Below are 12180 nucleotides of genomic sequence, written 5' to 3'. Positions count from 1 at the left end.
TTTACTAATTATCTACAACTATTTTGAAAGGATGTTTAAGTCCTTTAAAAGCATCCAAATCGGCCCTGAGGGACCCAACAGCTAAATCGGCCTTTACGCGTAAAGGTATTTTATTTTTGTCATTTGATACCCAAAGTGTCAAACTTTCTTCTTCCTTGAATACACGACCAGCCATTACATAGGGTCTGAATTTAAGGGAATTAATTTTTCCGAATTCTGTTTTAATAATTTCTTCACCAAGATATTTTAGTTTGAATCCATAGTTTTCCTCATCAAAAAACATATTGACAAAAACTTCATCATTCACTTTAAGGTTATCTACATCTAAATTATTTCGCAAATAGTAAAAAGTCGATACCATATCCTGAATATTGGGCTTGGTATCATAAACCGACTTTTTATTGTGCTTTATATTATGAACATAAGCCTTACTTCTGTCCTGGTCAAACTCGATTTCTATGTTTTTAGTGTGTCCGCCCTCGTCAATATCCCTTATAAATCGGTAGGGTTTATTATTATGTTTGTCAATAAAACTTTCATAACGGTCTTCAACTTTGAAAAACCAACTAACAGCACCGGTAGTCCAGCCTTTACCTACAATATGATAAACTGGTTTGGATTTATAATACCCTTCATTGACGGTTAGCGTTGCTTCGCCAGCTTTCATCCAACCGCTGTAACTCATCTCAAATCGAAACCATTCACCAACACCATAAGAACCTTCAACTTGGGCTATCATGAAGCTCAAGCTGAAAAATGCAGTAATAAACAGTAGACTTTTCTTATTCATTTGCTTTTATATTAGTAATTGTAACTTTTTAAATATTACAATTACTATTCCAAAAGTATAAAACAAAAAAACTCTACCAACATGATTGATAGAGTTTTTGATAATAATTTCGTTAAACTTTTGTTATAGCGTCCCACGTTTTTCCTGTTCTCTCTCAATGGATTCAAACAGGGCTTTAAAGTTTCCTGCGCCAAATCCTCTGGCTCCCATTCGTTGAATAATTTCAAAGAACAATGTAGGCCTGTCTTCTACTGGTTTTGTGAAAATTTGCAATAAATAGCCTTCTTCGTCCGCATCAATCATGATTCCCAACCCTTTTAAAGTTTCAATATCTTCACGAAGTTCATGGCTAAACTCTTCTAACCTACCTGGTACGGCCCTGTAATATTCTTCTGGTGGCGTCGATAGAAACTCAACACCACGTGAACGTAAATCGGATACTGTAGAAATAATATCGTCGGTTGCAACAGCAATGTGCTGCACACCTGAACCTTCATAGAAATCCAAATATTCTTCAATTTGTGATTTTTTCTTTCCTTCAGCTGGTTCATTAATTGGAAATTTAATTCTGCCATTCCCATTACTCATAACTTTACTCATTAACGCTGAATATTCGGTATGGATTTGCTTATCATCAAAAGACAAGAAATTTACAAAGCCCATAACATCTTCATACCATTTAACCCAAGTATTCATTTCACCCCAACCAACATTACCAACCATGTGATCTATATATTTTAAACCAACTGGTGTTGGATTATAATCTGATTCCCATTTTACGAATCCTGGCATAAACTGCCCATTATAGTTTTTACGCTCGACAAACATGTGAACGGTTTCACCATAGGTGTAAATTCCAGCTCGGACTACTTCACCATACTCGTCTTTTTCAACCGTTGGTTCCATAAATGATTTTGCCCCACGGGAAGTCGTTTCCTCCCAAGCGTTTCTGGCGTCTTCTACCCAAAGGGCGACAACTTTAACGCCATCTCCATGTTTTACAATATGCTCATTGATCGGGTGTTTTGAGTTTAGTGGCGTGGTCAATACCAAGCGTATCTTGTCTTGCTTTAACACATAAGACACCGTTTCTCGACTTCCTGTCTCCAAACCTTTATAAGCATAGGACTGAAAGCCAAAAGCCGTTTTGTAAAAATGTGCTGCTTGTTTAGCGTTTCCTACATAAAATTCGACGTAGTCAGTTCCCAATAATGGTAAGAAATCTTCTGCGCCTTCAAATATTTTCTCTAATCCGTAGTTTACTGATTCTATATTTTTTCCCATTTTTTTAATGTTTTTTGTTATTCCAACCAAGATTTAAAATAATCTTCGTCAGCTATTTTTAATGCGTCTTCGGTAATTTGTAACGGTTTAAATGTATCAACCATAACAGCCAATTCATCAGTCTTTACTTTTCCAATGCTCCTTTCAGTCGCTCCTGGGTGAGGGCCATGTGGGATTCCTGCTGGATGCAAGGAAATATGACCTGCATCAATATCATTGCGGCTCATAAAATCCCCATCTACATAATATAAAACCTCATCACTATCAATGTTGCTATGATTGTAAGGTGCAGGAATAGCTTCTGGATGATAGTCATATAGTCTGGGCACAAAACTACACACCACAAAGGCATCAGTCTCAAAAGTTTGATGAACTGGAGGTGGTTGATGTACACGACCCGTTATGGGTTCAAAATCATGGATTGAAAAGGCATAAGGATAGTTATACCCATCATAACCAACTACATCAAATGGATGCGTGGCATAAACCATTTCAAAAATATCATCTTGCTTTTTAACTTTCATCAAGAAATCTCCTTTTTCATTGTGAGTTTCCAATTCCTGTGGCTGCCTCAAATCGCGTTCACAGAAAGGTGAATGCTCCAGCAACTGTCCAAACCAATTTCTATAGCGTTTGGGTGTGTAAATTGGTCTTCTTGACTCCACAATAAACAAACGATTATCTTCAGTATCAAAATCTATTTTATAAATGATGCCTCGAGGAATTAATAAATAATCGCCATACTTGAAATCGAGATTTCCTAAATGCGTGCGAAGCTTTCCGTTACCACGATGTACAAAAATAAGTTCATCGGCATCTGTGTTTTTGTAAAAATAATCTTTAGTCGATTGTTTGGGTGCAGCTAAGATAATGCTACAATCGCTATTGGTCAATACTGTTTTTCTACTTTCCAGAATAATCGTCTGTTTGGGGAACTTTAAACCCGTGAAATCTATAGGATTGTATGTGGTTTGCTTTAGCTATTTTAGGCGCAACATGATATTGTTTTCTTATTTCTTTAACCTGCGTAGGTCTGTGTTCATGATACATATTGGTCGACATACCATCAAAACCAATAGTGCCAAATAATTGCTCATAGTACAAGGTGCCATCAGGCTTTTTGAACTGTGTGTGTCTTTTGTTTGGGATTTTACCCAATTTATGATAAAAAGGCATTGTTTAAAATTTAAATAAATGATGGAAATTATCTTTTTATAAAAACTTAACTATTAAAGTCTTAAAGATACGAAATTAATAGGATTTCTGCTTCAGCAGAAACGACAATCATCCCAATTATTCCGGGTTTCTCTTGATGAGAAAATGAAGATATTCTAGTAAGCCTATCCAAAAATGTTTCATGGTTAACAAATATCGTAAAAATTGCCGAAAATATTTAAAACCAAAACCCTAAATTAAAAAACCATATCCCAGTTTTCACTTCAGGGGACCAGGTATATTTTGCTTCTATTGGGCCTAAAAATGTTTCAAAGGAATATCCCAATGCATACCCAGAAAAATCTGGAGTGGTTATCCACTCGCCTGTATCAAAAATGTTATCTGCAACATTCGCATAATTAGCAGCAAAGTTAATGTGATGCTTTTTGAACAATTCATAATCCAAAGTAATAACCCCTTTCACAAAACTATCTCCTGGAATGGACAAATAATCATACCCGTAAAATGAAGTGAAATTATTTATTAAGTTCTGTCCATAACCTCCTAAAACAAAATTTAAATATGGTGATGTATCCTCTCCAATAGTAAAGCCTCCTTGCGTGGTTAAGTTTGCAGAAAAATTCCCGAAACTTTTTGTATAACCAATTGTTGCCTTGGCAATAGAATATTCCGTAAAGTTGTTGTTAAAATCTGAAGAATACAGATATAGATGAAAATCCCCGTCAAAAAATATTCCTTCATTGGGGAAATATTTATTATCGTAAGTATCGAATTTTAATTGTCCAAACAAACTCAAATAATCACTATTCTCAAAAATGGTTTCTTCATTGTTGTCGTTTTGGGTTATAATGGTTTCCGATAGAATTTTAAGGCGTTTATGTTCTGCCCCAAGGGTAAGTGCAAAATCTTTTCTGAATAAAGTCTGAAGATAAAATTGATTTGTAAAATCATTGAGCTCGACATCCAATTTATTAACGTTCAAATTAGCTAAATCCTCTTCTGTCAATAATGCTGAAGCTGGAATGTTTTTTTGAAACTGGTTAAATCTTGATACTAATCCAATACTCCAATAAAACCCTTTATCAATGTAATATTCAAAATCATAACGAATGTTGTCCCCTAGAACAAAATCCAGTGAGGCCACATCATTATTGAATAACAACCGTTTTCTTGTTAGATTAATTAGTGCGGCACTTTTATACAAATCATCATAGTGAACTCCAAACTTTAAAAATGTTCGTTTAGGGTTTTCCTTCAATTCAAAATATAAATCATATCCATTTTTATCTGGAGAAGATCTTAATTGATGTACAACACTTTCAAAATTATTGGTTGCGGCTAAATTGTTAACGCCTTCAACGAGTCTGGAGTACTGTATTTTTTCACCTTGCTTAAATTTTAACTTACCAACTACATAAGCCCGAGTATACTTTTCATTTCCATTAATTAATATTGCATTGATTTTAACACTGTCTATTGGTTTAATAGGATCAAATGTTTTCTTCTTCTGCGTTTGCATAGATGCTATTTTCTCTAACGCATCTCTTTTCTTGATGGCCGCTAAAGTGCCGTTTTCAATTATTTTCTCTCCATCGCTAAAGGAAATGACCGTATAATCCGTTATATCGGGTTTGATATAAACATCTGTCTTTTTAGACTTTTCCTTCATATCGTTTATGGTTCTATAATTATTGATTTGCAGTAAGATATTAGGAGCTGATTTCAATTCTTCTCTAGTGGCCAAGTCGTCCTGTACATCAACACCTATAATAATATCCATGCCTTTAGCTCTTAATTCGTCTATTGGATAATTGTTTACAACGCCACCATCTATCAAAATTTGATCATCAATAATTACGGGTTGGAATAACGAAGGAAAGGCACCACTAGCTGTGATTGACTGTGACAGACTCCCTTTATCCAAGATTACTGCTTTGCCTGTTTCCACATTAGTTGCGATACAAAAAAATGGAATGGGTAATTTGCTAAAATCATCTACATCACAAACATGAAGTGTTAATTTAGACAATAAACTCAAGGTGTTTTGTCCTCTTGACAAAGCAGAAGGCAGTTTTAACTTAAACTTGTCAAAAGGCAGCGTTACGGCATATCTTTCTGAATTATCCCGCTCATAGAAAGTTTTAGCTTCTCTTGGAAGGTCATCATTTATAATTTTATCAAAATCGACTCCTTCAAAAATAGAGTCTATGTCTTTTCCTGAATATCCTGATGCATAAAGCGACCCGATTATAGCTCCCATACTGGTTCCTGCAATATAGTCTATTTGGATTCCCAGGCTATCAATTACCTTTAAAACACCAATATGAGCCAGCCCTTTAGCGCCTCCACCACTTAAAACCAAACCAATTTTCAAATCCTTTTGGCTGTTTGATTGGATGGTGTCCTGTGAGTTAACGTTCCAGGGTAATAATAACAATATGGTTATTAAAAAATATTTCATTAGTTATGATAGTACTTGTAAATTTTCTCTGCTCTTGACTTTCCTACAACATCTTCTAGTTCATCTAGTTTTACGTTGGCAATGCGTTTGGCAGATTTGAAAACCTTCAATAATTCAACAATCGTTTTCTCACCAATTCCTGGAATTGTTTCCAATTCTGTGTTTAAAGCACTTTTGCTTCGTCTGTTTCGGTGATGCTCGATTCCAAAACGATGGGCTTCATTCCGTAATTGCTGAATAATTTTAAGGGTTTCGCTTTTCTTATCTAAATATAAGGGAATTGAGTCATCTGGATAAAATAATTCTTCCAAACGCTTGGCAATTCCGATGATGGCAATTTTTCCTCTCAAATCCAATGCCTCCAAACTTTTTAAAGCTGAAGACAATTGGCCTTTACCTCCATCAATAATAATTAGTTGCGGCAAAGATTGTTTTTCATCCAACATACGTTTGTAACGCCTAAAAACAACTTCTTCCATTGATGCAAAATCATCCGGACCTTGAACAGTTTTTATATTAAAATGCCTATAATCCTTTTTACTCGGTTTCCCGTTTTTAAAAACAACACACGCCGCAACAGGATTGGTCCCTTGAATATTGGAATTATCAAAACATTCAATGTGACGTGGCTCGTCAGTTAATCGTAAGTCGGCTTTCATTTGAGCCATTATTCTATTTGTATGACGGTCTGGATCAACAATTTTAACTTGTTTCAATTGTTCCAGCCTAAAGTATTTGGCATTACGTAAAGACAAGTCCAGAATATGTTTTTTATCACCTAGCTTTGGAATAGTAACTTTGATATCATCACCCAGTTCTACTTTAAATGGTACATAAATCTCTTTGGATTTAGAATGAAATCGTTGTCTTATTTCTGTAATGGCCAATTCCAACAACTCTCTATCAGATTCCTGGAGTTTTTTCTTAATCTCTAGAGTATGTGATCGAATAATTGAACCGTATGATAACTGTAAAAAATTTACATACCCATAACTTTCATCGCTTACAATGGTAAAAACATCAACATTGCTTATTTTAGGGTTAACTACAGTCGACTTGGCCTGATAATTTTCCAGAACATCTATTTTTTCTTTTATTTTTTGTGCTTCCTCAAATTGCATGTCATCGGCGAGTGTCTTCATTTGGGTTTTAAAATGCGAAAGCGATGATTTGAAATTTCCTTTTAATATCTCTCTAATAGATTCAATGTTACCATGATAACTTTCTTCCGTTTCATAGCCTTCGCAGGGTCCTTTACAGTTCCCTAAATGATATTCCAAGCACACCTTATATTTTCCTGCTTCAATTTTATCTTGAGACAAATCGTAATTACAGGTTCGAAGCATAAACAGACCTCTAATCAAATCGAGTAGCGTTGATACTGTTTTCATGCTCGTGTAAGGCCCAAAATATTCCGAACCATCCTTTATAACTCTTCTTGTTGAAAATACTCGAGGGAATCGCTCCTTTTTTATACAGATCCAAGGGTAGGACTTGTCATCCTTAAGCATGACATTATACCGTGGTTGATGCTTTTTAATTAAGTTATTTTCAAGCAAAAGGGCGTCCGTTTCAGTTTCAACAACAATATGTTTAATATCAGCTATTTTTTTGACAAGAACTTTGGTTTTTCCGTAATCGTGATTTTTTGTGAAATATGAAGTGACCCGTTTTTTTAAATTCTTGGCCTTTCCAACATAAAGAATCTTCCCGTTAACATCAAAATATTGGTATACCCCTGGAAGATTAGGCAAGGTTTTTAGTTGGATTTCTAAAGCTGTGTGGCTCATTCCCTCAAAGGTAATTATTTTTAATGTTCGTGGCTCAAAATAAGCTGACTAATTAAGTCCAAAAATTATCATAAAAAGTAAATTTTGAAACGACTATTTCACTACCTTGCGCCACTTTTTTTAAAACATAAAATGCAAAAACAAACCCTTGGAAGAACTGATAAAGTAGACTTCCCAAAATTGGATTTATTTGGTATAGATGTCAAGATTGACACTGGTGCTTACACGTCAGCAATCCACTGTTCCCATATTGTGGAGAAAGACAATATGTTGTTTTGTACCTTTCACAGTGAAGGCCACTCAAACTTTAATAGTATTGAAATTATTTTTGACACCTATTCAAAAACAGATGTGAAAAGTAGTAATGGTTATAAAGAAAATAGATTTAAAATAAAATCTGAAGTCGTATTTTTTGGTAAAACGTACAAGATTAACTTAACTTTAAGCACTAGAGATGATATGAAGTTTCCTGTTCTTATTGGCAGACAATTTTTAAGTAAAAAGTTTATAGTTGATGTCGATAAGCACGATGTATCATTTAACTCAATCAAGCATGAACATAGTTATTCTTTCTAGAAACTCCCATTTATATTCCACTCAACGACTTATTGAGGAAGGTGTAAACAGAGGCCATAAAGTTGAAGTCATTGATCCTTTGAAGTGTGATATTATCATTGAAAAAGAAAAACCAACCATTTACTATAAAGACCGTTATTTTGGACTATGTTGATGCTATTATCCCGCGCATAGGTGCATCTGTAACCTTCTATGGTTGTGCTGTTGTTAGACAGTTTGAAATGATGAATGTATTCACTATCGTCACATCAGATGCCATTCAGCGTTCTCGTGACAAACTGCGAAGTTTACAGCGATTGAGTAAAGCTGGTATTGGTATGCCCAAAACGGTTTTTACGAATTATTCGCGTGATGTTGAAGAAGTTATCGAACATGTTGGTGGCACGCCAGTAATTATTAAATTACTTGAAGGTACGCAAGGGTTAGGAGTCGTTTTAGCTGAGACAAAAAATGCCGCTGAATCCGTACTCGAAGCATTTAACGGGCTTCAGGCTCGAGTCATTGTTCAAGAGTTTATTAAAGAAGCCAAAGGTGCTGATATCCGGGCTTTGGTGGTAGACGGTCATGTGGTTGGCGCCATGAAACGACAAGGAAAAGAAGGTGAATTTAGATCTAATTTGCATCGTGGAGGTAAAGCAGAAATTATAAAATTAAACGATGCCGAATTAAAACTAGCTATGAAAGCTTCGAGAGCTCTTAAATTACCTGTGTGTGGTGTTGATATGTTACAGTCCGCAAGAGGTCCATTGCTTCTAGAAGTGAACTCGACACCTGGTTTGGAAGGTATAGAAGGTGCCACCGGTAAAAATATTGCTAAAGCCATAATTACGTTTATTGAACGAAATAAATAATGACTTTTAAACACAAAAAAATAATAACGATTCTTGGCAAGGAAATTAAAGCTGGTGAAAGCCGGGAATTAACTTTTGGAGTTGCCAATTTACACACCTCTTCCAGTGTGGATGTACCCGTTATTATTGAACGGTCGAAAAAACCAGGCCCTGTTGTGTTGTTTACTGCCGGAATTCATGGAGATGAAGTAAACGGTGTTGAAATTGTAAGGCAAATTATTGCCAAAGGTATCAACAAACCCAAAACAGGGACCATAATCTGTATTCCAATCATTAACGTATTTGGATTTATTAATTTAAATCGAGAGTTTCCTGATGGCCGCGATTTAAATCGCGTATTCCCAGGTATTAAAAGAGGTTCTTTGGCAAGTCGGGTTGCATATAAACTAGTTAATGAAGTCATTCCAGATGTCGATTTTATTATGGATTTCCATACAGGAGGCTCTGGTCGTTTCAATGCCCCTCAAATAAGAATCGTCAAAAATAGTTTAACACTTGATGCCATTGCAGAAACATTTGGCGCACCATTTGTTTTGTATTCGAAAAACATCAAAAAGTCATTCAGAAATACGTGTTATAAATTGGGGAAACCCATTTTATTATTTGAAGGAGGCAAATCATTTCATATTGATGAAAAAGTTACCAATACTGGAGTTAACGGTGCCAAACGTGTATTGAATCATTTGGGCATGCTTTCATCAAAATTCAAGGCTTCAAAACCCAAAAAACCACCGGTTTATATTTTAGATAGCCGCTGGCAACGTGCTAATTTTTCTGGTATGTTTAAAGCTTCCATCACCATAAATTCCAAAGTAACCAAAGGGGATGTCATTGGAAATATTACAGATCCTTATGGCAAGTTCAATCATTTTGTTAAGGCTACTAATTCAGGTTATATCATCAATGTTAACGAATCGCCCATTGTTTATCAGGGAGATGCCTTATTCCACATTACTACCAAATTAAAATGACCAAATCTGAACTTCGAAAAATCTACAAATCAAAGCGACAGGCTTTAAGTTCAGAAACTATTGACAATTTAAGCCTACAAATAGCTAATAAACTTTTGGAATTGGACATTTGGGATAAATCATTCTACCACATTTTTCTGACCATTGAAGAACAACAAGAAGTGAATACTGATTTTATCTTAAATATACTTTCTGGTAAGGATAAAAATATCATTGTTTCTAAAAGTGATTTCGAATCGAGAAACATGATCCATTTTTTACTGACCGATGCTACCGTAATTAAAAAAAGTACTCTGAACATTCCAGAACCCGTTGACGGTATTCAAATCACAAATAACCAAATAGACGTTGTTTTTGTACCGCTTTTAGCTTTTGATAAAAAAGGTCATAGAGTTGGTTATGGGAAAGGATTTTATGATAAATTTCTGTCAGAATGCAACCCAGAAATCATTAAAATCGGGCTTTCATTTTTTGATGCCGAAGAACAAATTGATGATATTTTTGAAAATGATATGGCTTTGGATTTCTGTGTGACGCCAGAAAAAATTTATTCTTTCTAAATTACTTTTTAAAAGCCCTTTTATTAAAAACAATAAGCAATCCAAAACCCGTACTTATAGCAACATCAGCAATATTAAAAACGGGGTCAAAAAACGTAAAATACTGTCCGCCATAAAATGGAACCCATTGAGGTAAATAACCTTTCCAAAGTGGAAAATATAGCATGTCAACTACCTTACCATGTAGAAAGCCATCGTATCCTCCACTTTCTGGCAAGAAGGTTGCTACTTGACCATAACTGTCTTCGAACAAGACACCATAAAAAACAGAATCGATAATATTACCAAGTGCCCCAGCAAAGATCAATGCCACTGCAAAAATAAGTATGCGAGAGCTTTGTTTTTTTGTAGCATCATACAACCAATAACCAATACCACAAATGGCAACAATTCTAAAAATAGTTAAACAGACTTTGGCTGTTCTGTCGCTTATAAATGAGGCGAAATCACTGATTTTTGTACCCCATGCCATACCATCATTCTCAATAAAATAAATTTTAAACCACGAGAACACTTCAAAATCTTCATTAAGAACAAAGTGTGTCTTGATGAAAATTTTACTCAATTGATCTATTAATAAAACAACGAATATAAAAAGTATGGATTTCTTTAGGGACATGCTCCAATTTATTTCGGGCAAAAATAGGACTATTATTTTGTTTTAGTTACGCTAATGTTTCCGTTAATGGAGTGAAGTGATAAATTATTAGTTCCCAACACGAGTTCTTCTTGAGAAACTTGACCGTTTTTGGTATCCAAATTTACTTTCGCATAATTTGATTCCATTGTGATATTCCCATCAATAGTATTAATTAGAGCCGAACCTGAAAAATTTTCAGCCACAAAATGACCTCGATTCAATTCCGTAGTGAGTTGGCCAAAATGCCCATTAACAAACACCGTACCAATATCACTGGAAACAACAACATTCAAGCCTTGTGGTAACTTTAAATGAAAAACTATGGACATCACTTTATGAGCACTTAATTTATCATCCGGAACTGTAAATAATGGCTGATATTCTGTTGCTATTTCCAATTCATTATTTTTGATTTCGGTTAGTAATATCACTTGTTCACTGTACTCGCCTTCTACCTCAACGGTTACGGAAATAGCATCTCCTTCAACAGATTCAACATAAATCTTAAAACTGCCTGTACCGTCTAAATTAATTGCTTCAATGTTATGTGCTTGAAATTGCCGTTCAATAGTTTTTTGCGCTAACAATTGACAGCAACATAACAAAAAAAACCCTATGAGAATTGTGGATTTCATAAATTAAAAACGCTTCAATAATATATTGAAGCGTTTGTTTATTCTTTGTTTATGATCACAGATTATTGCATATTTTTAGCTTCGATGCTCAAAGTAGCATGAGGCACCAGTTTTAATCGCTCTTTGTTTATAAGCTTTCCTGTGACTCGGCAAATTCCATAGGTTTTATTTTCAATACGTATTAAAGCGTTTTTCAAATCGCGAATAAACTTTTCTTGTCTAATAGCTAACTGTGAATTTGCTTCCTTGCTCATGGTTTCACTACCTTCTTCAAAAGCCTTGAACGTTGGTGATGTATCATCAGTTCCATTATTCAGGTCATTCATATAAGCACTTTTTATAAGCTCTAAATCATGTTTTGCCTTTTCAATTTTCTCTTGAATTAAGGCTTTGAATTCAGCTAAATCCTTATCTGAATACCTTACGTTTGCATCTACTGCCATAAT

10 protein-coding genes and 2 pseudogenes are annotated in these 12180 nt (G+C 34.9%); 4 read left to right on the top strand and 8 right to left on the bottom strand.

From position 1 onward, the window contains the following. Positions 1-4 precede the first annotated feature (4 nt). The 5 genes and pseudogenes from ACKXGU_RS09560 to uvrC all read right to left on the bottom strand — a co-directional run bounded on the left by ACKXGU_RS09560 (position 5) and on the right by uvrC (position 7501). A complete protein-coding gene (locus tag ACKXGU_RS09560) occupies positions 5-790 on the bottom strand; it encodes a DUF3108 domain-containing protein (RefSeq protein ID WP_463465100.1) in 786 nt (261 codons plus the stop codon). A 123-nt stretch (positions 791-913) separates the two neighbouring features. Then, complete coding sequence (hppD, locus tag ACKXGU_RS09555) at positions 914-2074, bottom strand: 4-hydroxyphenylpyruvate dioxygenase (protein ID WP_463465099.1); 1161 nt, start codon at positions 2072-2074, stop codon at positions 914-916. Between the two features lie 17 nt (positions 2075-2091). Beyond that, a pseudogene (locus ACKXGU_RS09550) lies at positions 2092-3250 on the bottom strand (homogentisate 1,2-dioxygenase). Positions 3251-3467: 217 nt separating this feature from the next. Beyond that, the gene (locus ACKXGU_RS09545) at positions 3468-5711 is read right to left on the bottom strand and encodes a patatin-like phospholipase family protein (protein WP_463465098.1); all 2244 of its coding nucleotides are present in this window, start codon (positions 5709-5711) and stop codon (positions 3468-3470) included. Next, positions 5711-7501, bottom strand: a complete 1791-nt coding sequence (gene uvrC, locus ACKXGU_RS09540; RefSeq protein WP_463465097.1) for an excinuclease ABC subunit UvrC — start codon at positions 7499-7501, stop codon at positions 5711-5713. The genes ACKXGU_RS09545 and uvrC overlap by 1 nt, the downstream gene beginning before the upstream one ends. A 132-nt stretch (positions 7502-7633) precedes the next feature. On the opposite strand from uvrC, the gene ACKXGU_RS09535 reads away from it, so the two are divergent. From ACKXGU_RS09535 to ACKXGU_RS09520, 4 genes and pseudogenes are all read left to right on the top strand, one after another. After that, positions 7634-8077 carry an ATP-dependent zinc protease family protein gene (locus tag ACKXGU_RS09535; protein ID WP_463465096.1) on the top strand — a complete coding sequence of 148 codons (444 nt, stop codon included), beginning with the start codon at positions 7634-7636 and terminating at the stop codon, positions 8075-8077. After that, positions 8055-8928: pseudogene (gene rimK, locus ACKXGU_RS09530) on the top strand (30S ribosomal protein S6--L-glutamate ligase). The gene ACKXGU_RS09535 and the pseudogene rimK overlap by 23 nt, the downstream one beginning before the upstream one ends. Then, entirely contained in the window at positions 8928-9899 is a 972-nt protein-coding gene (locus ACKXGU_RS09525) for a succinylglutamate desuccinylase/aspartoacylase family protein (RefSeq protein ID WP_463465095.1), read from the top strand. Before rimK ends, ACKXGU_RS09525 begins: the two are co-directional and overlap by 1 nt. Then, positions 9896-10459, top strand: coding sequence for a 5-formyltetrahydrofolate cyclo-ligase (locus ACKXGU_RS09520; protein ID WP_463465094.1), 564 nt, complete (start codon positions 9896-9898; stop codon positions 10457-10459). The genes ACKXGU_RS09525 and ACKXGU_RS09520 overlap by 4 nt, the downstream gene beginning before the upstream one ends. Before the next feature lies 1 nt (position 10460). Here the strand turns inward: ACKXGU_RS09520 and ACKXGU_RS09515 are convergent, their stop codons facing one another. The 3 genes from ACKXGU_RS09515 to ACKXGU_RS09505 all read right to left on the bottom strand — a co-directional run bounded on the left by ACKXGU_RS09515 (position 10461) and on the right by ACKXGU_RS09505 (position 12177). Beyond that, positions 10461-11078, bottom strand: a complete 618-nt coding sequence (locus ACKXGU_RS09515; RefSeq protein ID WP_463465093.1) for a lipoprotein signal peptidase — start codon at positions 11076-11078, stop codon at positions 10461-10463. A 32-nt stretch (positions 11079-11110) separates the two neighbouring features. Then, positions 11111-11734, bottom strand: a complete 624-nt coding sequence (locus ACKXGU_RS09510; protein ID WP_463465092.1) for a DUF4097 family beta strand repeat-containing protein — start codon at positions 11732-11734, stop codon at positions 11111-11113. Between the two features lie 62 nt (positions 11735-11796). Then, positions 11797-12177, bottom strand: coding sequence for a TraR/DksA family transcriptional regulator (locus tag ACKXGU_RS09505; RefSeq protein WP_463465091.1), 381 nt, complete (start codon positions 12175-12177; stop codon positions 11797-11799). Positions 12178-12180: the final 3 nt, after the last annotated feature.

The sequence above is a fragment of the Hanstruepera sp. CR43 genome (genome assembly GCF_055227665.1).
This window is presented reverse-complemented; position numbering and strand designations above follow the sequence as displayed.

Coding starts and splice junctions, on each gene's coding strand:
- ACKXGU_RS09510 (WP_463465092.1), bottom strand. CDS start 11,734: ATGAAATCCACAATTCTCATAGGGTTTTTTTTGTTATGTTGCTGTCAA.
- ACKXGU_RS09515 (WP_463465093.1), bottom strand. CDS start 11,078: ATGTCCCTAAAGAAATCCATACTTTTTATATTCGTTGTTTTATTAATA.
- uvrC (WP_463465097.1), bottom strand. CDS start 7,501: ATGAGCCACACAGCTTTAGAAATCCAACTAAAAACCTTGCCTAATCTT.
- ACKXGU_RS09545 (WP_463465098.1), bottom strand. CDS start 5,711: ATGAAATATTTTTTAATAACCATATTGTTATTATTACCCTGGAACGTT.
- ACKXGU_RS09535 (WP_463465096.1), top strand. CDS start 7,634: ATGCAAAAACAAACCCTTGGAAGAACTGATAAAGTAGACTTCCCAAAA.
- ACKXGU_RS09505 (WP_463465091.1), bottom strand. CDS start 12,177: ATGGCAGTAGATGCAAACGTAAGGTATTCAGATAAGGATTTAGCTGAA.
- ACKXGU_RS09525 (WP_463465095.1), top strand. CDS start 8,928: ATGACTTTTAAACACAAAAAAATAATAACGATTCTTGGCAAGGAAATT.
- ACKXGU_RS09520 (WP_463465094.1), top strand. CDS start 9,896: ATGACCAAATCTGAACTTCGAAAAATCTACAAATCAAAGCGACAGGCT.
- ACKXGU_RS09560 (WP_463465100.1), bottom strand. CDS start 790: ATGAATAAGAAAAGTCTACTGTTTATTACTGCATTTTTCAGCTTGAGC.
- hppD (WP_463465099.1), bottom strand. CDS start 2,074: ATGGGAAAAAATATAGAATCAGTAAACTACGGATTAGAGAAAATATTT.